The organism is Rhodococcus sp. 06-470-2 (assembly GCF_002258235.1).
Lineage (GTDB): Bacteria > Actinomycetota > Actinomycetes > Mycobacteriales > Mycobacteriaceae > Rhodococcoides.
Window position 1 is genome coordinate 136,468 of sequence record NZ_NOYB01000004.1, and the last position, 23,699, is coordinate 160,166.

Consider the following 23,699-nt stretch of genomic DNA (forward strand, 5'->3'; position numbering starts at 1 on the left):
GTCAGAGGGCATTTTTTGCTCAGAGAGGGATATCCGGCTGCCTGGCGGCGGGGTCAGCCTAGGCTCCTGACCAGGCGAAGTAAGCCCCCCCTACCCTGGCGGCACGCCTCTGACCAGCGCTTACGAGGTAAACCTCAGTCGGCGGTGACTGTGCAAACTGCTCTCGCACTGGCAATGCGGAAGATGCTGTGTCACAGTGGATCTCGGAGGACCTAGGCAGTCCTCGTCACCGACCAGAGATCGAGGCATCCATGTACGCATCTGAGCCAGTCGGGGGACCGACACTCGGTACCGACACCACCACCGACCCGACCGACACCGTCGAACCAACGACACTGAGCAAAGTTCGTAAAGTGTTGTTGTCAAACACAAGTGAAAAGGTTGTGAAGACAAGTTCAAGGATCACAACAGGATTCGTTGCAGTGGTTGGTCTGTGCATGGCTGTCACTACGGCAGCGACTCTGGCACTGGCACTGTGGGTCTCACTGCAGGTGGTGAGTGTGGTGTTCAACGTGCATGTTGGTGTGTTCAGCAGCAGCTACATCAGAGTGCACATGAACTTCACGTGGATCATGAACGGCTACAGCAACGCTGGTGCAGTGTGGCGTGGCACTGGTGCAGCATCGGACGCAGTGGTCGGTGCCAGCTACCGGCTCGCTCGGTGGGCACTACCTGCCTAGCACCAGCGCCGGGTCGACCGCGGCCTGACCGGCAACCGAACACCCTCCGAGGTGTAGACGTACTGTGGCTGTGCCGCTTGTTTGATCGCCCGCCGTTGTTCGACCCGCTCGGGGTGATACCAGTCGAGGGCAACCTCTCTCAGGTGAGCAGGACGTTGCTGTTCGATGCGCGCGAGCACGATCTCTTCACCGGGATCGATGATATGAAACTCGGCATGGACATCTGAATACCGCTTGCGCTGTTCGGCATTGGGATTCGTATGGATGATGAACGCATCGACCGTCGGCCCGGTCCAGTACTTCGACTTGAGCACATAGTCGACTGCAGCGCGGCGCGAGGCCTGCACCATGCGAGCGAACGTCTGGTCATACTCGCGTGATCCTGCCCCTGCGTTGAACGATCCGGCCATGGCGTCGAAGTCGATCACCAGATCAATACCGGGACGCGCGTGCTCGGCAACCCAGGTGGTTTTCCCCGACGCTGGCGGTCCTGTGACGACGTGGATCATGGTTTCTCGGCTCTCAGATCGTTTCTGACAGGCTTTCGAGGCCCTGGTGATACACGAACACCCCTGCGGAGCTGCACGACCGGGTGGGAGGCCGTGCGCTCTACGCAGGGGTGTTCGGTCGTTCCCACTCGGGCGAGACCCGCGACGGTTTGAAACCCGATTGGGAAGTATGTAGCTCGACAGGCGAATTCACGCCCACCACAGACGTTTCGCTTGCGCGGTCGGGTGAATGAAGTCACAAGCCCCTGTGCGCACATCGGACTGTTCGAGCCATCGAGCGCCACGCGGACACTCGACCCGACCCCGGTGCAATGCCGAGATCGGAAACCTATTGGGCCTGTGCAGGATCGAGAGACATGATGCCCGCCACTCGCACGGACTCAGACGGCTCCACGACCGCGCGGAGTGCGCCATTCTCTCGATCCTGCACAGGTAGTTCTACTGCTGCTTGAGCTTGTCAGGCTCGGCGGTCGGTGAATTCGGGAGCGATCGCCACTGCGACAACGGGATACCCTCTCGGGTCGGTTCCTCGTCGAGATCGTCGATCGCCATCAAGCGCCGTTCGGACGACCACTCTGCAGCGACCCAGTTGACCCCGCCGCCCCCGCTACCGAGAAACGAGACCATTACGCGCTGCGCAACCCGGTATCGACCTGGAAGGCGTTCGGCTGAGCTACGGCAACGTCCCAGCGACTCGATGCCAGGAAACCGATCTGGCCTGTGTCACTGAACCTTTCAGCCAGCACCTTGATCGAGAACGAGCTGCGCAGTCCGATGTAGAGCTGGTCGAACTGGCCCGTGATCAGGTAACTCGTATCGGTCGAAGTACCCTGCAGCACGTTGTTGGGGACAACCGAACTGACCAGACCGGGAGGCAGGTTGGCGGGAGGTGCGAGGTAGTCGCCCTGAGTGTTCTTCAGTAGCGCCAGGCTCGTTGCCGTTCGCGGAGAACCGATCTGGGCAGTCGGCAGGAAGTTCCGTCCCAGCACGTTTCCGTAGGCCTGAATGAACCAATCGTAGTTGGTCACCGCGGTACCGTTCGCACCGTGCGAGACCCTGGGCACTGCAGGCACGTTCGCCAGTCCGAGCGGGTTTGCGCCAGCGCCGTCTCCGAACAGTGCGAACTGGTCGATACCGAGCGCGTACTGAGCCGCGAACGCATTCGAGATCACGTCACCGATATTCGGGTCGGAGTCCTCGAAAAGCTCCTTCGAGATCAGAATGAGCCGGTCGAACGTCTTGGCATCGAGTGTCACCGAATCGAACGAGAGATCCTGAGCCGTTCGCTGAGCGCCCTCGGCATAGAACGCGGGAGCGCCTTCACCGGTCAGGTTCGGGACTCGAAGGGTCTTGCTGGTCATCGGGACAATGGTCGCGCCGGCCTGCAGGACAACCGACTTGGGCCGTGCGAGGTCGATCAGGTCGCTACCCAACGGGGTTGGCACGATGGCCGTCGAGTTGGTGGTGATAAGGGCGCGCTCGTTGTCGGCCCCAGTCCAGTCCCCAGATGCCATGCCCCGCAACAGTCGATCGAGACTCAGACCTGTTGCGCTGCCGTCGATATGGCCGTTCTGAGCTTCCCACGACCGGAGGCTTTCGTCCTTGCTCAGTGTGAGCTTGCCGCGGAGAGTGCTCGTCGGCTTGGCATCTCGGGTCTGGACCGGAGCGTCGTCGGTGAAGCTGGGATCGGACCCGAGCGACTTGATCAGCTCGGAGCGCTGGTCGATCGACTCGAGCCGGGCCTTTGCCTCTTTGTACTGGGCCTCGAGCGTGTCGAAGCGCTCGGCATCGTCGCCGGCGAGTTCGTCACCGCGGGTAGCGAGTGTAGTGAGTTCGGCGCGAGCGTCGGCCAGAAACTTGGTGACCGCCTCGCGGTTCATTTCCTTGATATTCATTGTGTTCCTTCGGTTCTAGAGATCCAATAGCCGTAAACGGCGCTGTGCCGCTTCGGGTGAAAGTGTGTGTGTCGCACTGCGAGATCCTGTGACGGCTGCGGCGTCTCCGTAGGCACCTTCGAGGACCAGTGAGACCTCCATCAGGGCTACCTCGGTGAGCGTGCGCTGAGTGCTCTTGCGATCCCATACCTCGGTGATTGCTCGGAAACCGATCGAGAGGTGATCGAGGCTGCCATCCCGTACCAGTTCCAGCGCCTCGGTGCCTGCCTGAGTGTTCGACACCCTGAACTCGGCATAGAGCCCCTCGGTGCGCTCTTCGAGCAGCACGGCGCGGCCTAGTGGGAAACGAGAGCGATCGTGGAGTCCGAGCAACTTGACCCGATCACCGCGCTCACGAATCGTTTTCGCGAAAGCACCCTTGCGAATTACTTCGGTGAAAGCGCCTTCCCAACTGTTGATCTCGGCTGGCGAGTCGAACGGGGCGGCGATACCGGCGATGATGCGCTCATCGACAGCGTCGGACCTGAGTTCGAGCTGCAGAGGGGTGGTGCGATGAATCAGGCTGGAAGGCATGGGATATCCGTTCGAGGTGGCGCGGCGTAGACACACGTAATCCTTCGAGAACGGCCCTGTAGTGCGCTGCGACCAGTGCAATCCGTTGCGGCTGGTGCTTTTTCGCTGGTGAGCGTTGCTGCGGCGCTGGCGATTCCCTGGGCTCTGTGCGAGCGGTCGGGGCGACCTGCTGGGTGCGAGGATACCCCCTCGGGGTACCTACCGATAGTGCTGCTCGGCAGGTACCCCTCGGGTCGAACTACCTCTCGGTGTGCGCGGCCACGAACTCGATCCACTCGACCTCGGAACCGAAGAACTGGCGGTCGACGCTCGCGTACGTGATCCCTGCCGCTCGGAAGTCGATCCGATCTCCGTCCTGGTGCGCGCTGGTGCCGGGATCGAGCCGGATCCGCTCGCGTTGCTCGGGCGGCAGGGCATCGAGCGCGGCCCTGAGATGGCCGTAGAGCTTGCGGCTGGCGGTCATGGCGTTCCTGTCTGGGTCGGTGGTGTCTGGCGCTTCTGAGCGCGTTTCATGCGGCCGGCAACCTTGGCCGGCTCCCAGTGGCCCGAGTTCCATTTGCGAGCTTGCTTGGATGCGCCCTGCTCGTGAACGTGAACCACCGAGCGCTTGCCATCGACCCAGACCCACTCGACCCTCTGCCCGGCGATCACGTCGAGCCCGCAGATCGAGCAGGGGCGCTGGCCGTTGTACTTCGCATTCCATGCCACTACCGGGTTTCCAGATTGTCGGTGTCAGTCCACACGTATCGAATTCGCCCCGAGCTTGCCTCTGCGAGTCGGCCAGACTCGATCAGCTCGACTATCAGCCGGATCGGAAACCCTGCCGACACGAGCGATTGAGCGCTGCATCCGTGGACGTGGGCGCGAACGTGCGCCAGTAGTTGCGCTTCGGTGGTCATGACTTGGTCTCTTCCTCGGTCTGCTCGGGCACCGGGCGCAGATAGACGCGTCGGCCAGAGGGCGCGATCAGGTAGAGATCTCCGTCGATGCGCTGAATTGGGTAGGGCTTCTCAATGTCGTTGTCTTTCATCGTAATTCGCTTTCGTTTGATTGAATTTGATAACGCCTGCCCGGTAGACTTGGCCTCGTGTCCCCGCGCAGGCATACCAGGAGGAAAATATGAACCCCACGACAATCTCCACCGACGACCGAATTCGTTTCGAGATCGTCGATACACCGGAATTCGACACTCGAGGCAATCGCATTTATGCCCGAGTGTGGCGAAATCGGTAAGTCGAAATACCCCAGCCCGTAGCTTCGGTTCTTACGCCTGAATCGAACGCTACGGGCTTTTTCGTGTCTGGGGCACCTCCGGGGTAGGCCCGGCGGGTATGGTCCGTCAGTGTGGCGCTCAGCCGGTCGAAATCATGACCCGGTGATCTTGTCGTAGTCGTCTGCGGTCTGTCGTAGCGTCTGTCGTGCCAGATCGAGCGCTCTCTCGGCATCTTCGAGGTTCGCGAGGTCTACGAATGCAATTGCGCTCCCGTCGTTCCACATCAAATCGAAATTGGCCACACGGATCGAATTTTCCTGAAGTGCTTTCAGTAACGTGAATTGCGCCATTGCGATGATCGCAAGATTATAAGTCCATTCTTCTTCGGTCCATTCCGGTGAATCGCAATGGCAATCCCAACCGAGCGAAATTGTTTCTGGAGTTGTCGGATCAATGCTCAACGAAATCGGTTCACTCATTGCTAGATCACTTCTCCGTTTCCGAGGTCTACCGGTGCGCGCTTGCGCTTTCGTTTGGGTGCGCTTTTCGTTGGTGCGCTCGGGTCGGTGTCGGAGGACGGGCCCGGCAAAGTCGGTGCGCCAGCATCCGATCTTTGTCCGGGAGGCGCTTGCGCCGGTCCGTCCTCTCCATATCCGAAGGATGAAGGTTCCCTGTAAGGGAACTTCTTACCTTCTTTACTTCCTAAAGCGTCATCGGATGACGTCAGCGGATTACTATCCGTGCCCTTGGGCTTCTTTCCTCGGGCCCACCGAGTAGCCAACGGGCAGTAGGGAAGCTGGCACTTCGAGTGATCTCCGGCGTTGTGCAGGCCCTGGCGCTCGGCCCCTCGTTCCCGAGCTTTCTGCTGGTTGAGCCGGTTCTGATCCCTACGCTCGATACGCTTCTCGGCTGTGGTTTGACCCGTCCAGTCGATCTGGTAATCATCGTCTTGTCGGGCGATGACACCAGCACCACTCAGGCGCACCAGGGACGCCCGAAACGACGAATATCCGACCTGAACGGCGACGATCCTCACTTCTTTTTTGGTGAGAAAACCTGAACTATTCTTCTCACGTGCATACTCGATCAGAGAGAAGTAGTAGCCGAGATCGGCCACCGTGCAGGACTCCTGAATCGTGCGAATCACGCGCCGAAACGCTTTGGTGTACGGGTCTCGGTCGGTGTGGGCGGTCACGTGGATATCGTCCATTCGTCATCACCCCACCTGATATCGAGTCCTTCGGCCAGTGTGTATCTTTTGCGCGCCATTCCCTTCTCGGTGACGTAGGCATCCTCGATCAGCACCCCTCGATTTACCAGCTTTTCGCGGACATTCTTTATGTCGTTCGCACTTCCTAGAACAGAGCGATATATATCAACCGCGTGCAATGGTCCGTCGAGCAGTAGATAAACCATTTGCCTGCTAATTGGAACTGTGTGGATCGAGTCAATGGCAATCATGAATTCGTCGCGGTTCATTTTCCTTTTCCTTCGCGGCGGCGCAATTGCTGGTAGTGGTTCTGGCACCTATTGCGGGTGCGCGCTTCTTTCTCGCAATCGAGGTGGACGCACAATGGTTTACCGTTTTCGGAATACTGCTCGATTGCTGCCAGCTCGACCGGCTCGGCTGCGGCGTAGATGAATTCGTTGGAATAGCGCCTGCCCTGACACTGTCCGATCGACTTCACCGCGGGGTCACCTTCCCCGCGTCGAGCAATGTATCCACGTCGGACTGCCGAATGCGCAGCGGCGCAGTGACTCCCGTACCGAGCTTGTATGCCGGTAGCTTGCCGCTGCGGACCCAGTTGCGAATGGTGTTGGGTGAGAGCTGCAGATCGTCGGCCACTTGGTCGACAGTGAGATAGGCGCTCATCAGTTCACCGGCTCGAGCCAGGCATCGAGATCTGTTCTGCGAATGCGGATCTGGCGACCGGCGCGCAGGGCCTTGAGCTTGCGACTGGCGATTGCCTTGCGGAGTGTGTCGACGTGGACACCGACGATTGCGGCAGCATCCTGCAGGGATAGGTATTCGGACATGGTTGTGCCTCACTGGGTTTCGAGTGTCAGCGCGGCTCCGAACAAGTGGACGCCAACCCATCCATGCTCGCGATGCGCCAGTGAGTGCCGCTGGCAGTCCTGGTTCGGCCCTCGAATGCGCCGCTCGTCCTACTCACCGATTACCCGGTTGGCTCGGGTTCGTTCGGCTCTACGGAGAACAATACCTATTCGATCGACGCTTTGCTCAACGGCTTTTTTACCGGGCATCGACGCAGCTCAGGCGGCTACGAATGGCCCTCAGATCCACGCTGAGCCACGATCTCGGCATCGGTGCGCGTCGGTGCCGGCGCTGCCGTTCGGTCGCTGAGTCTTCTGACTCACATCTCGTCGAGCTTGCGAGCGATCTCGGCGTCCAACTCGGCGGCGGCGTGCTGATAGATCAGCGCAGCGTCGACCGTGGCGTGACCGATCCGGCTCATGAGCTGTTTGGTCGTCGCGCCGGTCTGAGCGGCCAGCGTTGCTGCAGTGTGGCGCAGTTCGTGCGGTCGCAGATCCTCGATACCAGCAGCGTCTCCTGCTGCCCCTACCGCGCGCCGCAACGTCCAATCGGTCAGATATCCCTCGGGGCCACCTGCGCCGACGAACACGAGCGAGTCAGCGCCCGTCGCGGTGTACTGCTGCAGGTGCGCCAGGATCACCGGTCGGATGCGTTTGGGCACTTGCACATCACGGATACCGGCCTCGGTCTTCGGCGGTCCGAGATAGTAGACACCGGACCGGTACGTGACAGCTCGTTTGATCGACACGACAGAGGCGTCCTCGGCGATATCTCGGCGGCGCAGGCCTTTGAGTTCGCCAGGGCGCAGTCCGCACCAACCACCGATCAGCACTGCAGCTCGCAGCTCGTCCGGTGTGTTCTCGGCAACCGCGGTCAGTTGCGCAACGGTCAGGGCTCGAATCTTACGGGTCCGCTTGGCCACCATAGCTCGCTGCTCGACACACGGGTTCGCGGTGATCAGGTTCTCCCGCAATGCATCTCGGCAGATCGAGTGCAGCAAACCGTACGCATGAGCGCGCGCAGTCGGCTTGTCCAGCAACAGATTCGAGTACCACGCGCGAACCATCGTCACCGACAACTGTGAGAGCGCCACACTACCGAGCACCGGCACGATGTGATTCGCCAGCGTCTCCTCATAGCCCTTGCGGGTGCGCGGAGTGAGGGTGCGCTGAGAGATCCGGCGCTCGGCATACTCGGCCAGGGTGATCGAGCGTTGATCCTCGGTACCGGGCGGCGTCCACGTCCCTCGGTCGATCTTGCGGCGCTCGTCGGCCAGCCAGCCCTCGGCGTCGATCTTCGAGGCGAACGTCGTACCGGCAGGGCTCGGGGTGAACAGGGCCATCTGGTGCAGGTAGCTCGCTCGGTAGCGCCCGCTCGGCAGCTTGGCCACTCTCCCCCACCCTCGGCGCGCTCGCGGCTTGTCAGGTCTGCTCACGTCGATCTCCGTTGCATCTGCGTTGAACAACGACTCAGATTCTTACGTACTCGATCCGACCCGTTCTACTGGACTGGACCATACCGACACCAGGTCAGCAGCACAATCGGTCATCTGACCAGCCACAACATAAAGAGAGCACGGCTTATTCGAATCCTGCCGGGGGCACACTCTGACCAGCACGAACACGTGACGCCTCGGCCCACTGTGGTTGACTCGACGGTAACGAAGGGTCACACGTGCATCAGCTCACTCTCGGAGTCCTCTCACGTTCACGCAAGCCGAATGAGCGGCGACTGCCGATTCATCCACTTCATCTCGATCGCATCGATGCCGACATCCGAGCCCGCATGTTTCTCGAATCGGGCTACGGCGAACCGTTCGGAATCTCCGACGAACATCTGGCCACCCAGGTAGCGGGCATTCACACGCGCGACGAACTCATCGCTCGCTGCGATGTGATCCTGCTGCCGAAGCCGCAGGCCGAGGATCTCGCCGCGCTTCGCCCCGGGCAGACCCTGTGGGGTTGGCCGCACTGCGTCCAGGATCGAGCCCTCACCCAGATCGCCGTCGAACGCAAACTGACACTGATCGCGTTCGAGGCCATGAACCACTGGACGCAGGACGGCTGGTTCAATCTCCATGTGTTCCACAAGAACAACGAATTGGCCGGCTACTGCTCGGTGCTGCACGCACTGCAGCTGATCGGTTCCACGGGCGATTACGGCCGACGGTTGCGTGCCGCGGTCATCGGTTTCGGGGCCACGGCCCGCGGTGCCGTCACCGCTCTGAACGCGCACGGCATCCACGACGTCGACGTCCTGACACAACGCGGTGTCACGGCCGTCGGTTCGCCCATTCATTCGGCCAACATCGTGAACTTCGATCTCGACGACGCCGATCCCCGACGAAGCCGAGCTCTCACGCCCGAGGGACGGGTGCCGCTGTCCCGGTTCCTCGCCGACCACGACGTGATCGTCAATTGTGTTCTGCAGGACACCAATGCACCGTTGACGTTCCTGACGAACGACGATCTACCCACTCTCGCACCGGGAACTCTCGTGGTCGACGTCTCCTGCGACGAGGGAATGGGCTTCGAATGGGCCAGACCCACCTCGTTCACCGATCCCATGTTCACCGTCGGCGACAACGTCAAGTACTACGCCGTCGACCACAGCCCGTCCTATCTGTGGAACTCGGCCACCTGGGAGATCAGCGAATCGTTGCTGCCGTACCTGCGAACCGTCCTCGACGGCCCCTCGGCCTGGAGCCGTGATGCCACCATCGAGCGATCGATCGAGATCAGGAGCGGCGTCATCGTCAACCCCAATATCCTTGCGTTCCAACACCGCAGTGCGGAGTACCCGCACACCGCCGCATGAACGAGGACGCAGCGTCGATCATCGGCTGGACCGAGGACGGTAGCGAGCGGACGTCTCGCTGGCAGTCCGAGAACGGCGCTCCCCCACCGCGCGTGGTGCGGATCGTGAACGATTCGACCACCGCCGACGTGGCGTACAAGATGGCCACGATCGGTGAGGCGTTGTTGTGGCGCGGCGATTACAACAACGCACGACAGCTGTTGACGGCGATGGCCCGGCGGGTACCGGCAGCGAAACACCTGCCGGCCGCGTCGGGTGCGGAGCGGTTCCATCTGCACCGCCAGTATCAAGCGCGACGTGCGCGAGTGCTGGGAATGCTTCTGGTGGAACTCGATTCGGATGTCCGTCTCGATCTCGGCCGGGCACCGGACGTGCGGGCGGCCGTGACGGACGCTCTCGGCCCGGACGCCGCGCCGTGCGTGCTGTCGTTGCGCGAACTGCTCGGGATGGTCGGCGCACACGAGTGGCGACGCAAGGGCGTCTTCGTTCCGGCGCTCGACGCCTCGATCCATCCGCACTACGGAGTCTTCTCCCCTGTCCGCGGCGAGTACGTTCGGCTCGTCGCCGACGCCCCGCTGCCGGACACGGACCGAGCGTTCGACATCGGCACCGGCTCGGGCGTGCTGGCTGCGGTACTCGCCCGGCGCGGGGTGACCTCGGTGGTCGCGACCGACAAGGATCCGCGGTCGGTCGCGTGCGCACGAGCCAACATCGATGCTCTCGGGTACGCCGATCGAGTCGAGGTGGTGCAGGCCGACATCTTCCCGTCCGGCCGCGCGGGACTGATCGTGTGCAATCCGCCCTGGATCCCCACGAAACCGACATCGGGCATCGAACATGCGGTGTACGACCCCGGGTCTCGAATGCTCAAATCCTTCCTGAGCCGGCTCCGCGGGCACCTGACGCCTGACGGTGAAGCATGGCTGGTGGTTTCCGACCTCGCCGAACTGCTCGAACTGGTCACTCGCGCAGACCTTCTCACCGCCATCGACGCTGCGGGTCTGGCCGTCGTCGGCCGCACCGACACCACCCCGACGCACTCACGCGTCACCGACAGCTCCGATGTGCTGCACGAGGCGCGCTCGCGCGAGACCACGTCGTTGTGGCGGCTGCGCGCACGCTGAGCGTGGACACACGACAGCGCCGCCCGAGTGATGCTCGGGCGGCGCTGCGTCGATCTTGTACCGCTCTACCGTTCGCGGGCCTCGAACTCACCGTTGATCACGGTGCCCAGCGGGGCGTCACGCTCCGCCTTCTTCGCGGCCTCGCGCATCTCGATTCCGTCGGTGATCAGGTCACCGATTTCACGAGTGACGTCGCGGACGGCTCCGGCGATGATCACCACGATCCGGCCGACGTGAGTCGCGGCAGATTCGGTGAATTCCTGCACGGTGTCCTTGTTGCGCTCGAACTTTCCTACCAACAGGACCGCCCCCTTCGAAGTCGTCACGCTGCGCTGGTCTTCTTACGCTCGACGATAACACCGGCCGGAGCCGCCGATCCCGTGAGCGAATTGGGCAGCGCGAGCTTGAAGATCTTGCCCCACACGGTGCCGATCTGGTGGAAGAAGCCGCCGGTGTTGTACGGCAGATCGTACTTCTCGCACAGGGCCTTGACCTCGGGCGCGATCTGCGGGTACCGATGCGCAGGCAGGTCGGGGAACAGATGGTGCTCGATCTGGTGCGAGAGGTTGCCCGACATGATGTGGAACAGCGGGGTGCCCTCGATGTTGGCCGAACCCAGCATCTGGCGCACGTACCACTCGCCGCGGGTCTCCTCTGCGGTCTCTTCCTGGCTGAACGTCTGAACTCCGGTCGGGAAGTGTCCACAGAAGATGATCGAGTAGGTCCACACGTTGCGGATGAGGTTCGCGGCCACGTTACCGACCACGGTCGAGACGAAGAACGGCCCGGTCAGCGCCGGGAAGATCACGTAGTCCTTGAGCGCCTGCTTGCCCGCCTTGCGCCACATGCCCTGCAGCAGCGGCTTCACGTCGTGCCACTTGCGCTTGCCCGCCACGATGTTCTCGGTTTCGAGGTCGTGCAGCATCACGCCCCACTCGAAGAACGTCATCAGCAGGAACGCGTAGACCGGGTTACCGAGGTAGTACGGGTTCCACTTCTGCTCCTGGTCCATCCGCAGCACGCCGTAACCGATGTCGCGGTCCATGCCCACGATGTTGGTGAAGGTGTGGTGCATGTAGTTGTGCGAATGCTTCCACTGATCCGCCGGGCAGACGGTGTCCCACTCGAACACCTCGGAGTTCAGGCCGGGCTCACGCATCCAGTCGTACTGGCCGTGCATGACGTTGTGGCCGATCTCCATGTTGTCCAGGATCTTCGCAACACCGAGGGCACCGACTCCGGCCAGCCACGCAGGCGGCAGGAAGGGCAGGTACATCAGTGCGCGTCCGGTGATCTCGAGTCCGCGCTGGGCCTTGATGATCTTGTAGATGTATTCGCGGTCCTCGTCGCCGAGCTTGGCGACGGTGCGGGCGCGCAGATCGTCGAGCTCGCGGCCGAGTTCCTGGACCTGTTCGTAGGTCAGCACGGTCGGCTCGTCCGGCAACGTCTCGTTGCGGCGGAAGGGAAGGACTGTGGTGGGCAGGATCGAGAGAATCGTTCCGAGCATCTGCTGGTCTCCAATTCGATCGGGTCGAGATGGGTCTGGACTGTCGGTCTCAGGGGTGGATCTAGATGTCGATGTCGACGTCGCCCACGGCAACGGACACGCACAGCTGGATCTTCTTGTCGGATTCGGTGTCGGTCTCACCGGTCTTGATGTTCTTGGTGCAGCCGGACTTCTTCACCGAGGTGCAGGTGAAGCAAATTCCCATCCGGCATCCGTTCGCCGGTGAGAGGCCCGCCGCCTCGGCCTGTTCGAGCAGCGTCTCGCCGTCGTTCTCCGAGGTCACATCGCTGCCGGAGAACGTCGTGGTTCCGGTGACGTCGTCACTGACGGTGGCGAACGAGGGCGTGAATTCCTCGAGGTGCAGCCGCTCGCTCAATCCTGCGTCGTCGAAGAACGACGTCACGCCCTTCATGAGCCCAGGAGGTCCGCACAGGAAGGTGTCGGCCTCGGCGAACCACGGGGCCACTGCGTCGAGATGTTCCTGGCCGAAGAACCCGTACAGGTCGCCGCCCGTCTTCTGCTCGGTGTACGCGAAGACGATGTTCACGTTCTCGTGCTCTGCGGCGATCTTCTCCAGGTCCTTCTTGTACGCCACGTCGTTCTCGGTGAACGCGTAGTGCAGGAAGGTCAGGTCGCTGCTGTACCCCTCGTCCAGCAGCGACCTGAGCATCGACAGCACCGGCGTGATGCCGCTGCCACCGCTGATCAGCAACGTCTTCGCCGGGCGTGGTTCGGGAAGCTCGAACGTGCCGTCCGCCTGAGACAGGCTGACCACCAGACCGACGTGCGCGTTCTTGTGCAGGTACTGCGAGACCAGCCCCTCGGGATGCGCCTTGATCGTCAGTTCGATCCGGCCGTCCTTGCGGTACTGCGAGCAGGCAGGCGAATAGCAGCGGGTGTGACGAACACCGTCGATCACGACGCCGACTTGAACGAACTGGCCGGCCTTGAATCCCTTCCACTGACGCGTGGGGCGGATGGTGAGAGTCAACGATTCTTCGGTGGACCGGTGTATCGCAGTGACCTCACCGCGCAGGTCTCGAACGGTCGTCATGGGATCGACCAGTTCGAGGTACCGGTCGAGCGCGTGGGGTGTGGCCATGGCCTCGAACAGGGAAAGAAGCGAGAACTTGCGCAAACCCGAGGTTCGCGGCGGACGTTCTTGAAGCGTCATTCCATCCTCCCTAACCGGATCGAAACCTACGACCCATTCAGTGAACGATTGTGCACTAACATGAGTGTGGCAGAGCGACACCGGTACCTGTCAACGTTTATGTGACAGCCGTTACAGAGCGAATCGACCGTTCCGTGGGTGTCGGGAAGGAACCGGAAGGGAGATCACAGAATGCGCGCCCATAAACTGGACGTTGTGACAGAACCGGGGACCCGTGCCGAGCGCAAGGAACGCACGCGTCAGGCATTGATCGAGGGCACCCTCGACCTGCTACGCGAGCGCTCTTTCGCCAGCGTCAGCCTGCGTGAGGTCGCCCGATCCGCCGGCATCGTCCCCACCGCGTTCTACCGACACTTCGCGTCCATGGAGGACCTCGGCGTCGCGCTCGTCGAGGACAGCATGCGCATGCTGCGGCAGATGCTGCGCGACGCTCGACGCAACCCGAGCGCCACGACCGCCACCGAATCCTTCGGCATCCTGGTCCGCCAGGTTCGTACCCACGAGGATCAGTTCCGATTTCTCAGTCGTGAACGGTACGGCGGCGTCACCGAGGTGCGGCGCGCCTTCGCCACCGAGCTACGCCTGTTCGTCAGCGAGCTGACCATCGACCTCTCCCGCATGCCCGGCCTCGAGCAGTGGGACGTCGCCGACCTCGAGATGACGGCCGACCTACTCGTCTCGACGATGCTCACCGCGGTGGTCGGACTGTTGGAAATCGACAGGCCGGGTAGTCAGAACGAGAAGGACCTGATTCAGCGGACCGAGAAGCAGATCCGCATGATCATGCTCGGAATGAGCCGATGGGAACCACGACGGGCTTGACCGTTCGAGAACGAGACGGCCGCGAAGGGATGTTCATGACCGAGGTACGAGTCGGCGAGTACGTGTTCGACGTTGCGATATCGGGTCCGTCGGACGGTGTTCCGGTGGTTGCACTGCACGGCTTTCCGCAGACCAACGCGTCGTGGACCGCGGTGACGCCAGGCTTGGTGGACGCAGGCTGTCGTGTGATCGCCCCGAACCAGCGGGGCTACTCCCCCGGTGCCCGCCCGATCGGTGTCGAGCACTATCGCATCGAACGTCTCACCGGCGACGTTCTCGGCCTGCTCGACGCACTCGAGGTGCCCTCGGCGCATCTGGTCGGACACGACTGGGGTGCGGTGGTCGCCTGGCACGTGGCGGCCGAGCATCCGGACCGCGTGCGCACGCTCACCACGGCGTCGGTCCCGCATTCGGCTGCATTCAACTGGGCCATCCGTGAGGATCCGGATCAGCAGGAGCGGTCGAAGTACTTCGGCCTGCTTCGGGAGCCGGAGAAGGCCGAGCGAGTTCTGGTGGAGAACGACGCGCAGCGTCTGCGCGCGATGTTCGGTGCCGAGAGCCTCGACGACGAGTACGTTCGTCATCTCACCGTCCCCGGGGCGCTGACGGCCGCATCGAGTTGGTATGCCGCGATGACCAGAGAGTTCGCGAACCTGCTGCCGGTGACCGTGCCCACCACATACGTCTGGAGCAACGGCGACACCGCCATCGGTCGAGCGGGAGCGGAGCGCTGCGGCGAATTCGTCGATGCACCATACCGATTCGTCGAACTGGACGGCATCTCGCACTGGATCCCGGAGGAAGCCCCACGGGAACTCACGGCCGAGATCCTGGCCCGTATCGACTCCGTTCAGACCTGATCCGGAGCCCGCACCTTCAGCAACGCCAGCAGACCGGCAGCGAGAACGATGATCAACCCGGCGATACCCGCGCGGTCGGCGTCGAACATCCACACGAACAGGCCGAACAGAGACGGTGCGAGGAACGACGCGGCACGACCCGTCGTCGCGAACAGTCCGAAGAACTGACCTTCTCGTCCCGGCGGAGCCAACCGGGCCAGGAAGGTGCGAGCGGACGACTGCGCTGGTCCGACGAACAGGCACAGGATCAGCCCGAAGATCCAGAACATCGTCGGTCCCGAGACGAACAGCAGAACGGTTCCGGCCGCGATCATGGACGTGAGCGAGAAGACGATGACCTTCTTGGGTCCGATTCTGTCGTCGAACCGCCCGGCGACGATGGCACCGAGGCCTGCGATGACGTTGGCGGCGACGCCGAACAGCAGAACGTCACCCGCACCGATGCCGTAGACACTGACGGCGAGAACGGCCCCGAAGGTGAAGACACCTGCAAGTCCGTCTCGGAACAGTGCACTGGCGATCAGGTAGTACACGGCGCGCCGGTCTGCGCTCCACAGCTCACGGACATCGCGAAACAGAACACGGTACGAGGCCGCGAACCCGGCTTCGGCGGCCTTCGGATCGGCGACGGCTCGCGGCACTTCGGGAACGGAGAACATCACCGGGACGGCCGAGACGGCGAACCACACGGCAGCGAGCAGCGCGACGAGTCGGATGTTGAGTCCACCGTCGGTACTCAGACCCAGAACCCCGCGGGTGTCGCCGTCGCCGGCGATGAAGCCGACGTAGCACAGAAGCAGCAGTACGATTCCGCCGAAATAGCCCATGGACCAACCGAACCCGGATACCCGGCCGATGTTCTCCGGCGTGGAGACCTGCCGCAGCATCGAGTTGTAGGGGATGCTGGCCAGCTCGAACATGATGGACCCGAGACCGAGCAGCAGCAGGCCCAGCCAGAGATAGTGGTAGTCGTCTCGGACGAAGAACAGGCCTGCCATGGCGACGACCGTCAGCGTGGTCAACACTCCGAGCAGCCACTTGCGTTTGCCACGCGCGTCGAAGTATTGCCCGCAGACCGGTGCGAGGAGCGCGATCACAACGCTGGACACGGCAATTGTCCAACTGAACCAGGTGGTGGCCGAGATCGAACCGGGTAGGTCGTCGCCGACTGCATCGGTGAGATACACCGAGAACACGAACGTGAGAACAACGGCGTTGAACGCCGCCGAGCCCCAGTCCCAGAACCCCCAGGCGGTGACCTGCTTGCGCGTTGTGGCGACTCCGACGACAGCGGCCTCCGGCTGGGTTCCCATGTTTGGCAACACTAGTCCGCGTCGGACTCGCGCCCAGGTGCACCTAGTTGCATAAGCACCGCGTTGCATACATACTCTCGGGTGTGGCTTTGGAACACGCGATCCTGGTTTCCCTGACCGAGCTCAGCGGCTCGGGATACGAGCTCGCCCGTCGCTTCGACAAGTCCATCGGGTTCTTCTGGAGCGCAACGCATCAGCAGATCTATCGGACTCTGACGAGAATGGGCGGGGCCGGGTGGATCACCGGCGAGGCGGTCGCGCAGGACGGCAGGCCGGACAAGAAGGTGTACTCCGTCAGCGCTGCGGGCCGGGCCGAACTCGACCGCTGGATCGCCGCGCCGACCGACCCTTCGCAATTACGCGAGGAGCTGGCCGTCAAGATCCGCGGTGCGGCCAACGGCGACATCGAGGCTCTCAAGGTCGAGGTCGCCCGCCATCGCGATGTACATGCCACCCGCCTCGACGTCTATCGACTGATCGAGAAACAGGATTTTCCGGCTCCCGCTGCCCTCACCGGCACCGCGCTGCATCAATATCTGGTGCTGCGCGGCGGAATTCGCGTCGAAGAAGGATTCACCGAGTGGTGCACCGAGGTATTGGAGAAGCTGTGACGATCGAGCAGACCGCTGGCCCGTATCCGATTCTGTTGTCGCCGTTGGATGTCGGCGCAACCACGCTGAAGAACCGCGTGATCATGGGATCGATTCACACCGGCCTCGAAGATCGCGCCCGCGACACCGGCCGATTGGCGGCCTACTTCGCCGAGCGTGCCCGCGGCGGAGTCGCACTCATCATCACCGGGGGTTATGCCCCCAATCGCACCGGCTGGCTGTTGCCGTTCGGGGCCAAGCTGACCAATCGCATCGAAGCCCGCCGACATCGACGGATCACCGCTGCCGTGCACCGCGAGGGCGGCAAGATCGCACTGCAGATCCTTCATGCCGGGCGCTATTCCTATCAGCCGCTGAGCGTCTCGGCGTCGTCGATCAAGGCCCCCATCAACCCTTTTCGGCCCAGGCGACTGACCTCGCGGGGCGTCCGCTGGCAAATCCGCAACTTCGTGCGCTGCGCTCGGCTCGCCCAGAGCGCCGGATACGACGGTGTCGAGATCATGGGCGGTGAAGGCTACTTCATCAACCAGTTCCTCTCCGAGCGCACCAACAAGCGACGAGACGAGTGGGGCGGTTCGGCGGAGAACCGCCGGCGAATGGCCGTGGAGATCGTGCGGCAGACGAGGGCGGCCGTGGGCCCGGACTTCCTCATCGTGTTCCGGCTGTCGATGGCCGATCTGGTGGAGCAGGGCCAGAGTTGGAACGACATCGTCGCACTGGCGCAGGACGTCGAAGCCGCGGGTGCGAACATCATCAACACCGACATCGGCTGGCACGAGTCGCGAGTGCCGACCATCGTCACCTCGGTACCGCGGGCTGCATTCGCGGACATCACCGGCAAGCTCGAGAAGCACGTGGCCATCCCCGTCGCCGCGTCCAATCGCATCAACATGCCCGAGATCGCCGAGAACATCCTCGCCCGCGGCGACGCACAGTTGATCGCGATGGCCAGGCCGATGCTCGCAGATCCGTTCTGGGTCGAGAAGGCCGCGACCGACTCGGCGGACCGGATCAACACCTGCATTGCCTGCAATCAGGCCTGCCTCGACCACGCGTTCGTCCACAAGAAGGTCTCCTGCCTGGTCAATCCTCGTGCCGGACGTGAGATCGACCTGCAGCTGCTGCCGACGAAGAAGACCAAGAAGGTCGCGGTCGTCGGAGCCGGACCCGCAGGCCTGGCTGCCGCACTCAATCTCGCGCAACGCGGACATGCCGTCAGCCTGTTCGAGGCCAGAAGCGAGATCGGTGGACAGTTCGGTATCGCGCGGCTCATTCCCGGCAAGGAGGAATTCGCCGAGACCATCCGGTATTTCTCGAGCGCACTGCGCTCCGCCGACGTCGCAATGCACCTCGACACCAGGGTCACCGCCGCAGAACTGGTCGCGGGCGAGTTCGACGAGGTGGTACTCGCCACCGGCGTCACTCCCCGGATTCCGAACATCCCCGGCATCGAGCATCCGTCGGTGCTGTCGTACGCAGAACTGGTGCGCGACGGCAGGCCCGTCGGCGATCGGGTCGCGGTCATCGGTGCCGGCGGTATCGGTATCGACATCTCCGAGTTCCTCACCACCGACGCCTCCCCCACGTTGGATCTGAAGGAATGGAAGCAGGAATGGGGCGTCACCGAGCCCGAGGCCGCGCCGGGGGCGTTGACGACTCCGGTGCCCGCACCGTCTCCGCGTGAGGTGTACCTACTGCAACGCAAGTCGGGACGCATCGGGGCCGGGCTGGCGAAGACGACCGGTTGGGTCCATCGCGCTGCGCTGAAAGCCAAAGGTGTGCATCAGCTCTCGGGCGTCAACTACGAGAAGATCGACGACGCGGGGCTGCACATCTCCTTCGGTGACAAGCACGAACGGTCGCGCGTTCTCGAGGTCGACACCATCGTGATCTGCGCGGGCCAGGAGTCGGTACGCGACCTGGTCGACGAACTGAAGGCCGCGGGGACCACCACACACGTCATCGGCGGTGCGGACGTCGCAGCGGAGCTCGACGCCAAGAGGGCCATCGAGCAAGGCACCCGGCTCGCGGCCACGATCTGATCTTTTCCGCTAGCCTGTCTCACCGTGAGCCTGCCCAAGCCCAGTCCAGATGCCCGCGCCGTCGTCACCGGAGCCTCCTCCGGAATCGGTGAAGCCCTGGCCACCGAACTCGCCGCCCGTGGACATTCCCTGATCGTGGTGGCCCGACGCGGCGAGCTGCTCGAGGCATTGGCTGCCAAGCTCACAGCCGAGCACGGCGTGACCGTCGAGGTGCGTCAGTCGGATCTGTCGAATCGTCAGCAGCGACAGGAACTGGTCACCGAGCTGGCCGAGCGCGAGATCTCGATCCTGTGCAACAACGCGGGTATCGCGACGTTCGGACCGGTGGCCGGTCTCGATCCAGCGCACGAGCGTGATCAGGTCGAGCTCAATGCCGTTGCGGTACACGACCTCACGTTGGCCGTCATGCCCGGCATGATCGGCCGCGGAGCAGGTGGAATCCTCATCACCGGTTCGGCGGCAGGCAACATGGCCATCCCCAACAATGCGACGTACGCCGCGACCAAGGCCTTCGTCAACACGTTCTCCGAATCGCTCCGCGGTGAGCTCGCGGGCACCGGCGTCAACGTCACCCTGCTGGCTCCGGGACCGGTCCGCACCGAGACACCCGATCCGGCCGAGGCCTCGATCGTGGACAAGATGGTTCCCGACTTTCTGTGGATCGACAGCGCCTACACCGCGAAGCTGTCCCTCGACGGCCTGGCGAAGAACAAGATGCGCGTCGTACCGGGCCTGCTCAGCAAGGGCATGTCGGCGGCCGGGCAGTACAGCCCGCGTAGCATCTCCGCTCCGATCATCGGCAGCTTCTACAAGAAGCTGGGCAACTGATCTCAGCGCCTGCGGCGACGTCCGGTCCCGAAGATGCTGCGCGAAATTTCCCGCCCGGCAGCCGAGGCGGCCGAGCGGAGAAAGCTCTTGACGGCAGGGTTGCCCATGATGCGCTCGGCAGCCGACGGGCCGTCCGGCTCGCTCGGCGGTAGATCCGGCAGATCGGCCGGCAGCGGCGGGATGTCGAACTTCTCGGCCGGAGCGGGCGCGTTGGCCACGCGAGCGTTCATCCGCTCGTAGGCCGACTCACGATCGACCGTTTCCCGGTACTTCGCGGACAGTGTGCTCGACGACGCGGCCGCCGCGATGGCGTCGTTGCCGATGGTGTCCATCAACGAGCGCGGCGGGCGAATCTTGGTCCAGGCCACGGGCGTCGGGGCACCTTTCTCCGAAAGCACCGTCACGATGGCCTCGCCGGTACCCAAGGACGTCAGTGCCTTCTCGAGGTCGTAGGCGTCGGTCTTGGGGTACGTGCGCACCGTCTTGTTCAACGCCTTCTGATCATCGGGTGTGAAGGCGCGCAGTGCGTGCTGAATTCGCGCTCCCAACTGGGAGAGAACGTCGTTGGGGACGTCGGTGGGTAGCTGCGTGCAGAAGAAGACGCCGACCCCCTTCGAGCGGATGAGCTTGACGGTCTGCTCCACCTGCTGCAGAAATGCTTTCGACGCGTCGGCGAACAGCAGGTGCGCCTCGTCGAAGATGAAGACCAGCTTGGGTTTGTCGACATCGCCCACCTCGGGCAGAGTCTGGAACAGGTCGGCCAGCACCCACATCAGGAAGGTGGAGAACATCACCGGCCGTGCTGCCTGCGCTCCGAGCTCGAACAGCGTGATGACGCCCCGTCCGTCCGGCCCGACTCGCAGCAGGTCCTCGGTCTCGAGCTCGGGCTCGCCGAAGAAGGTGTCGCCGCCGTCTGCTTCGAGGTTGACCAGCGCGCGCAGAATGACGCCTGCGGTTGCCGAGGAGACGCCGCCGATGCCTTTCAGGTCGGCCTTGCCCTCGTCGCTGGTCAGGTGCATGATCACCGATCGCAGGTCCTTGAGATCGAGCAGGGCGAGCCCCTGAGAATCGGCCCAGTGGAAGATCAAGCCCAGGGTGGATTCCTGAGTGGTGTTCAGCCCCAACACTTTACTGAGCAGAATCGGCCCGAAGGCGGTGATGGTGGCGCGGACCGGTACCCCGATTCCCTCGGTGCCGAGCGAGAGAAACTCCACCGGATGGCCGGTGGGAGCCCAGTCCGCAATACCGGTGTCCGCTGCTCGGCTGCGAATCTTCTCGTTGTCCGCTCCTGGCTTCGACAGGCCCGACAGGTCACCTTTGACGTCGGCCATGACCACGGGGACGCCTGCGGCGCACAGCTGTTCGGCAATACCCTGCAACGTCTTGGTCTTTCCGGTTCCGGTGGCTCCGGCCACGAGGCCGTGTCTGTTCAACGTGGCCAACGGGATTCGGATGCGGGCAGACGGATCGGTGACGCCGTCCAGCACCACGGTTCCCAATTCCAACGCGGCGCCCTCCGAGGCGTATCCGGCGGCGATCTCGGCGGCTCTGCCGGTCGATGCCTGCGGCTGCCCCTTTTCCGCAGCCAGCGCTTCGGCTTCGGCGGCGTCGGCGGCGGCCAGCGCTTCGGCTGCGACCCGTGCTGCTTCGACGGCTGCGGCTTTGGCTGCCTTCGCCTTCTCTGCCGGGCTGAGCGTAGGTTCCGGCTGCGTCGGGTCGACTGTCATGTCCGCGTCCTCCATGAACGTGTGCTGATGCTGATCTGGCTCGATCGCCACCGCAAACCCTAGTGGCATCGCAGCTCGCACTAGTGTGGTGCGAGTGCAGGACAAACTCGTGTGGATCGATTGTGAAATGACCGGCTTGGACCTGAGCAAGGACAAGCTGATCGAAATTGCGGCGCTGGTGACCGACAGTGAGCTCAACATCCTCGGGGAGGGTGTCGACATCGTCATCCACGCCGACGACGACGCGTTGGCGAACATGCCTGCCGTCGTCACCGACATGCACGCCAAGTCGGGCTTGACCGACGAGGTGCGGGCGTCGACGGTGACGCTGGAGGAAGCCGAGCAGCGCGTTCTGGCGTATATCAAGGAGCATGTCCCGGTGGCCGGGACCGTTCCACTCGCCGGAAACTCGATCGCGACCGATCGCGGGTTCATCTCCCGCGACATGACCGCGCTCGACACCTACCTCCACTACCGCATGATCGACGTGAGCTCCATCAAGGAACTCTCCCGCCGGTGGTACCCGCGGATCTACTACGGACAGCCTCCCAAGGGCCTTGCCCACCGGGCTCTGGCAGACATCAAGGAGTCGATCAAAGAGCTGCAGTACTACCGCCGCACGGCATTCGTGGCGCAGCCAGGGCCCTCTACCAGCGATATCGCCGCGGTCGTTCACGATCTCGACACGCAAGCAGGGGCGGATTAGCAACCCGGGATTCAACCCGCTAGTATTGTCGACGCTGCTGATGGAGAGCCCGAAACGGTTCTGCTGATGCGCATATGGTGGGTGTAGTTCAGCTGGTAGAGCACCAGGTTGTGATCCTGGGTGTCGCGGGTTCGAGTCCCGTCACTCACCCCATACGAACAAGGCCGGTCTCCTCGCGAGACCGGCCTTTTTCGTGCGTCCATCACCCAGCCCAGAGGGCCGCCCCGTCACCCCCACATCCACCCTGACCTCGAATTACGTTGTTGTAATTCAACTTTCAGGTTTCCTGTGGGGTTAATGTGACGTACGGTTACCAATGGCACTTTTGGGGAAGAAAAGTACCAATGTGATTCATGTGTTTTTTGCTACGTGAGTTCAGCGTGCCCCGAAGCGTCACCGAACATGTTCTTACGTCCTGCGCGCACCCATCCGACGGTGCGCGGAGGACGCAGACGAGGAGGCTTTTCGTGGGTCGCAGAATGCACAGAGTCATAGCGGGTTCGATCTTGTCGGCAGCACTGTGCATCGGCACAACCGGCGTGCTCAGCCCGGCGGTGGCCACCGCTCAACCCACGATCGAACTACCTCAGATCCCCATACCGCAGCCCGATGCGCAGCAACGGGCCGCCATTCTCGCTGCCGTTCTCGACGCCACAGGCGTGCTCATCAATCAGGTCGCAGCCATCGTTCTGGACAGCGACGTTCTCTCTGCACCCGACGTCGCCGACGCACCGTCCACGGCAGACCTGCCCGAGATCGAACTCCCGACCGCGCCCCCGACCGTGGGGCTCGGCGGGGCGGTGCTCCCCATCGACGCGGGCAAGTACCGCATCAGTTCGGGCTACGGCGGACGTAACAACCCGACCGGTAACGGAGCGCAGTACCACCAGGGCGTGGACTTCGCCGCAGACAGCGGAACGCCCATCCACGCGGTGACCGGTGGAACCGTCGTTCAAGCCGGAGACGCAGGCGACGGCTACGGCAAGCTCGTCCGAGTCAAGAGCGGCAACACCGAGACCTACTATGGCCACCAATCCAGCATCGCCGTCGCCGTCGGAGACGAAGTGGCACCGGGCGACGTACTCGGCGCAGTCGGCAGTACCGGAAATTCGACCGGACCGCATCTGCACTTCGAGGTACGCAACAACGGTTCGAGCATCGAACCGGTGGCGTACCTGAAGACCCTGGGTATCGACCCGTCGTTGTACCAGACTCGCGACCGTAGCTGATGCGGCCGGGCCG

At 63.0% G+C, this 23,699-nt stretch carries 29 protein-coding genes and 1 tRNA gene; 11 read left to right on the forward strand and 19 right to left on the reverse strand.

Features of this window, described 5'->3' with window-relative positions; genetic code table 11:
* The first annotated feature begins 437 nt into the window (after positions 1–437).
* Entirely contained in the window at positions 438–680 is a 243-nt protein-coding gene (locus CH276_RS02120; RefSeq protein ID WP_094631061.1) for a hypothetical protein, read from the forward strand.
* Here CH276_RS02120 and CH276_RS02125 read toward each other — a convergent pair.
* The 14 genes from CH276_RS02125 to CH276_RS02190 all read right to left on the reverse strand — a co-directional run bounded on the left by CH276_RS02125 (position 677) and on the right by CH276_RS02190 (position 8,361).
* On the reverse strand, positions 677–1,189 hold the full coding sequence (locus CH276_RS02125; protein WP_094631060.1) for an AAA family ATPase: 513 nt from the start codon (positions 1,187–1,189) through the stop codon (positions 677–679). The two genes, CH276_RS02120 and CH276_RS02125, sit on opposite strands and share 4 nt — an antisense overlap.
* Positions 1,190–1,627: 438 nt before the next feature.
* A complete protein-coding gene (locus CH276_RS02130) occupies positions 1,628–1,816 on the reverse strand; it encodes a hypothetical protein (protein WP_094631059.1) in 189 nt (62 codons plus the stop codon).
* Positions 1,816–3,084 (reverse strand): phage major capsid protein, encoded by a 1,269-nt coding sequence (locus tag CH276_RS02135; RefSeq protein ID WP_094631058.1) that lies wholly within the window; start codon positions 3,082–3,084, stop codon positions 1,816–1,818. The genes CH276_RS02130 and CH276_RS02135 overlap by 1 nt, the downstream gene beginning before the upstream one ends.
* Before the next feature lie 15 nt (positions 3,085–3,099).
* Positions 3,100–3,657, reverse strand: coding sequence for an HK97 family phage prohead protease (locus CH276_RS02140; protein WP_094631057.1), 558 nt, complete (start codon positions 3,655–3,657; stop codon positions 3,100–3,102).
* Between the two features lie 238 nt (positions 3,658–3,895).
* Positions 3,896–4,120: a hypothetical protein gene (locus tag CH276_RS02145; protein ID WP_094631056.1), complete on the reverse strand. Its 225-nt coding sequence runs from the start codon at positions 4,118–4,120 to the stop codon at positions 3,896–3,898.
* Positions 4,117–4,365 carry a hypothetical protein gene (locus tag CH276_RS02150; protein WP_094631055.1) on the reverse strand — a complete coding sequence of 83 codons (249 nt, stop codon included), beginning with the start codon at positions 4,363–4,365 and terminating at the stop codon, positions 4,117–4,119. The genes CH276_RS02145 and CH276_RS02150 overlap by 4 nt, the downstream gene beginning before the upstream one ends.
* A 187-nt stretch (positions 4,366–4,552) precedes the next feature.
* Positions 4,553–4,687, reverse strand: a complete 135-nt coding sequence (locus CH276_RS28850; protein ID WP_254924269.1) for a hypothetical protein — start codon at positions 4,685–4,687, stop codon at positions 4,553–4,555.
* Positions 4,688–5,022: 335 nt separating this feature from the next.
* Positions 5,023–5,349: a hypothetical protein gene (locus CH276_RS28115; protein WP_141214638.1), complete on the reverse strand. Its 327-nt coding sequence runs from the start codon at positions 5,347–5,349 to the stop codon at positions 5,023–5,025.
* A 2-nt stretch (positions 5,350–5,351) separates the two neighbouring features.
* Positions 5,352–6,080: a hypothetical protein gene (locus CH276_RS28120; protein ID WP_141214639.1), complete on the reverse strand. Its 729-nt coding sequence runs from the start codon at positions 6,078–6,080 to the stop codon at positions 5,352–5,354.
* On the reverse strand, positions 6,062–6,349 hold the full coding sequence (locus CH276_RS02170; RefSeq protein WP_094631051.1) for a hypothetical protein: 288 nt from the start codon (positions 6,347–6,349) through the stop codon (positions 6,062–6,064). The genes CH276_RS28120 and CH276_RS02170 overlap by 19 nt, the downstream gene beginning before the upstream one ends.
* Entirely contained in the window at positions 6,346–6,558 is a 213-nt protein-coding gene (locus CH276_RS02175; protein ID WP_094631050.1) for a hypothetical protein, read from the reverse strand. Before CH276_RS02175 ends, CH276_RS02170 begins: the two co-directional genes overlap by 4 nt.
* Positions 6,555–6,743, reverse strand: coding sequence for a helix-turn-helix domain-containing protein (locus CH276_RS02180; protein ID WP_094631049.1), 189 nt, complete (start codon positions 6,741–6,743; stop codon positions 6,555–6,557). The genes CH276_RS02175 and CH276_RS02180 overlap by 4 nt, the downstream gene beginning before the upstream one ends.
* The gene (locus tag CH276_RS02185) at positions 6,743–6,907 is read right to left on the reverse strand and encodes a helix-turn-helix domain-containing protein (protein ID WP_080733333.1); all 165 of its coding nucleotides are present in this window, start codon (positions 6,905–6,907) and stop codon (positions 6,743–6,745) included. The genes CH276_RS02180 and CH276_RS02185 overlap by 1 nt, the downstream gene beginning before the upstream one ends.
* Before the next feature lie 338 nt (positions 6,908–7,245).
* Entirely contained in the window at positions 7,246–8,361 is a 1,116-nt protein-coding gene (locus tag CH276_RS02190) for a tyrosine-type recombinase/integrase (protein ID WP_141214640.1), read from the reverse strand.
* Between the two features lie 239 nt (positions 8,362–8,600).
* On the opposite strand from CH276_RS02190, the gene CH276_RS02195 reads away from it, so the two are divergent.
* Both CH276_RS02195 and CH276_RS02200 read left to right on the forward strand, forming a co-directional pair.
* Positions 8,601–9,743 carry a N(5)-(carboxyethyl)ornithine synthase gene (locus CH276_RS02195; protein WP_094631047.1) on the forward strand — a complete coding sequence of 381 codons (1,143 nt, stop codon included), beginning with the start codon at positions 8,601–8,603 and terminating at the stop codon, positions 9,741–9,743.
* Positions 9,740–10,867 (forward strand): methyltransferase, encoded by a 1,128-nt coding sequence (locus tag CH276_RS02200; protein ID WP_052049350.1) that lies wholly within the window; start codon positions 9,740–9,742, stop codon positions 10,865–10,867. Before CH276_RS02195 ends, CH276_RS02200 begins: the two co-directional genes overlap by 4 nt.
* Positions 10,868–10,932: 65 nt before the next feature.
* Here CH276_RS02200 and CH276_RS02205 read toward each other — a convergent pair whose 3' ends face one another.
* From CH276_RS02205 to CH276_RS02215, 3 genes are all read right to left on the reverse strand, one after another.
* Positions 10,933–11,166, reverse strand: coding sequence for a hypothetical protein (locus tag CH276_RS02205; RefSeq protein WP_094631116.1), 234 nt, complete (start codon positions 11,164–11,166; stop codon positions 10,933–10,935).
* A 23-nt stretch (positions 11,167–11,189) separates the two neighbouring features.
* Complete coding sequence (locus CH276_RS02210; protein WP_032394619.1) at positions 11,190–12,374, reverse strand: fatty acid desaturase family protein; 1,185 nt, start codon at positions 12,372–12,374, stop codon at positions 11,190–11,192.
* A 61-nt stretch (positions 12,375–12,435) separates the two neighbouring features.
* Positions 12,436–13,548, reverse strand: a complete 1,113-nt coding sequence (locus CH276_RS02215) for a ferredoxin reductase (protein ID WP_094631046.1) — start codon at positions 13,546–13,548, stop codon at positions 12,436–12,438.
* A gap of 171 nt (positions 13,549–13,719) precedes the next feature.
* On the opposite strand from CH276_RS02215, the gene CH276_RS02220 reads away from it, so the two are divergent.
* Positions 13,720–14,370, forward strand: coding sequence for a TetR family transcriptional regulator (locus tag CH276_RS02220; protein ID WP_254924267.1), 651 nt, complete (start codon positions 13,720–13,722; stop codon positions 14,368–14,370).
* 29 nt (positions 14,371–14,399) lie between these two features.
* Positions 14,400–15,230, forward strand: coding sequence for an alpha/beta fold hydrolase (locus CH276_RS02225; protein ID WP_094631045.1), 831 nt, complete (start codon positions 14,400–14,402; stop codon positions 15,228–15,230).
* Here the strand turns inward: CH276_RS02225 and CH276_RS02230 are convergent.
* A complete protein-coding gene (locus CH276_RS02230) occupies positions 15,221–16,543 on the reverse strand; it encodes an MFS transporter (RefSeq protein WP_094631044.1) in 1,323 nt (440 codons plus the stop codon). The two genes, CH276_RS02225 and CH276_RS02230, sit on opposite strands and share 10 nt — an antisense overlap.
* 83 nt (positions 16,544–16,626) lie before the next feature.
* Here CH276_RS02230 and CH276_RS02235 point away from each other — a divergent pair, with 83 nt between their 5' ends.
* Genes CH276_RS02235 through cmrA form a run of 3 tightly spaced genes read left to right on the forward strand, consistent with a single transcriptional unit; the run spans position 16,627 to position 20,024 of the window.
* The gene (locus CH276_RS02235) at positions 16,627–17,154 is read left to right on the forward strand and encodes a PadR family transcriptional regulator (RefSeq protein ID WP_094631043.1); all 528 of its coding nucleotides are present in this window, start codon (positions 16,627–16,629) and stop codon (positions 17,152–17,154) included.
* Positions 17,151–19,196, forward strand: a complete 2,046-nt coding sequence (locus tag CH276_RS02240) for an NADPH-dependent 2,4-dienoyl-CoA reductase (protein ID WP_176459076.1) — start codon at positions 17,151–17,153, stop codon at positions 19,194–19,196. The genes CH276_RS02235 and CH276_RS02240 overlap by 4 nt, the downstream gene beginning before the upstream one ends.
* Positions 19,197–19,220: 24 nt before the next feature.
* A complete protein-coding gene (cmrA, locus tag CH276_RS02245; protein ID WP_094631042.1) occupies positions 19,221–20,024 on the forward strand; it encodes a mycolate reductase in 804 nt (267 codons plus the stop codon).
* Between the two features lie 2 nt (positions 20,025–20,026).
* Here cmrA and CH276_RS02250 read toward each other — a convergent pair whose 3' ends face one another.
* Positions 20,027–21,751, reverse strand: coding sequence for a helicase HerA-like domain-containing protein (locus CH276_RS02250; protein WP_032394792.1), 1,725 nt, complete (start codon positions 21,749–21,751; stop codon positions 20,027–20,029).
* Positions 21,752–21,845: 94 nt separating this feature from the next.
* On the opposite strand from CH276_RS02250, the gene orn reads away from it, so the two are divergent.
* The 3 genes from orn (at position 21,846) to CH276_RS02265 (ending at position 23,686) form a co-directional block, all read left to right on the forward strand.
* Positions 21,846–22,457: an oligoribonuclease gene (gene orn, locus CH276_RS02255; protein ID WP_082073953.1), complete on the forward strand. Its 612-nt coding sequence runs from the start codon at positions 21,846–21,848 to the stop codon at positions 22,455–22,457.
* 77 nt (positions 22,458–22,534) lie between these two features.
* A tRNA-His gene (locus tag CH276_RS02260) sits at positions 22,535–22,610 on the forward strand.
* 314 nt (positions 22,611–22,924) lie between these two features.
* Positions 22,925–23,686: a M23 family metallopeptidase gene (locus CH276_RS02265; protein ID WP_032394623.1), complete on the forward strand. Its 762-nt coding sequence runs from the start codon at positions 22,925–22,927 to the stop codon at positions 23,684–23,686.
* Positions 23,687–23,699: the final 13 nt, after the last annotated feature.

What these genes read in the sequence shown, in the direction of transcription:
- CH276_RS02230 (WP_094631044.1), bottom strand. Translation starts at nt 16,543, where the DNA reads ATGGGAACCCAGCCGGAGGCCGCTGTCGTCGGAGTCGCCACAACGCGC.
- CH276_RS02170 (WP_094631051.1), bottom strand. Translation starts at nt 6,349, where the DNA reads ATGAACCGCGACGAATTCATGATTGCCATTGACTCGATCCACACAGTT.
- CH276_RS28115 (WP_141214638.1), bottom strand. Translation starts at nt 5,349, where the DNA reads ATGAGTGAACCGATTTCGTTGAGCATTGATCCGACAACTCCAGAAACA.
- CH276_RS28120 (WP_141214639.1), bottom strand. Translation starts at nt 6,080, where the DNA reads ATGGACGATATCCACGTGACCGCCCACACCGACCGAGACCCGTACACC.
- CH276_RS02125 (WP_094631060.1), bottom strand. Translation starts at nt 1,189, where the DNA reads ATGATCCACGTCGTCACAGGACCGCCAGCGTCGGGGAAAACCACCTGG.
- CH276_RS02135 (WP_094631058.1), bottom strand. Translation starts at nt 3,084, where the DNA reads ATGAATATCAAGGAAATGAACCGCGAGGCGGTCACCAAGTTTCTGGCC.
- CH276_RS02145 (WP_094631056.1), bottom strand. Translation starts at nt 4,120, where the DNA reads ATGACCGCCAGCCGCAAGCTCTACGGCCATCTCAGGGCCGCGCTCGAT.
- CH276_RS02180 (WP_094631049.1), bottom strand. Translation starts at nt 6,743, where the DNA reads ATGAGCGCCTATCTCACTGTCGACCAAGTGGCCGACGATCTGCAGCTC.
- CH276_RS02250 (WP_032394792.1), bottom strand. Translation starts at nt 21,751, where the DNA reads ATGACAGTCGACCCGACGCAGCCGGAACCTACGCTCAGCCCGGCAGAG.
- CH276_RS02210 (WP_032394619.1), bottom strand. Translation starts at nt 12,374, where the DNA reads ATGCTCGGAACGATTCTCTCGATCCTGCCCACCACAGTCCTTCCCTTC.
- CH276_RS28850 (WP_254924269.1), bottom strand. Translation starts at nt 4,687, where the DNA reads ATGAAAGACAACGACATTGAGAAGCCCTACCCAATTCAGCGCATCGAC.
- CH276_RS02200 (WP_052049350.1), top strand. Translation starts at nt 9,740, where the DNA reads ATGAACGAGGACGCAGCGTCGATCATCGGCTGGACCGAGGACGGTAGC.
- CH276_RS02120 (WP_094631061.1), top strand. Translation starts at nt 438, where the DNA reads ATGGCTGTCACTACGGCAGCGACTCTGGCACTGGCACTGTGGGTCTCA.
- CH276_RS02225 (WP_094631045.1), top strand. Translation starts at nt 14,400, where the DNA reads ATGTTCATGACCGAGGTACGAGTCGGCGAGTACGTGTTCGACGTTGCG.
- CH276_RS02185 (WP_080733333.1), bottom strand. Translation starts at nt 6,907, where the DNA reads ATGTCCGAATACCTATCCCTGCAGGATGCTGCCGCAATCGTCGGTGTC.
- CH276_RS02130 (WP_094631059.1), bottom strand. Translation starts at nt 1,816, where the DNA reads ATGGTCTCGTTTCTCGGTAGCGGGGGCGGCGGGGTCAACTGGGTCGCT.
- CH276_RS02220 (WP_254924267.1), top strand. Translation starts at nt 13,720, where the DNA reads ATGCGCGCCCATAAACTGGACGTTGTGACAGAACCGGGGACCCGTGCC.
- CH276_RS02140 (WP_094631057.1), bottom strand. Translation starts at nt 3,657, where the DNA reads ATGCCTTCCAGCCTGATTCATCGCACCACCCCTCTGCAGCTCGAACTC.
- CH276_RS02215 (WP_094631046.1), bottom strand. Translation starts at nt 13,548, where the DNA reads ATGACGCTTCAAGAACGTCCGCCGCGAACCTCGGGTTTGCGCAAGTTC.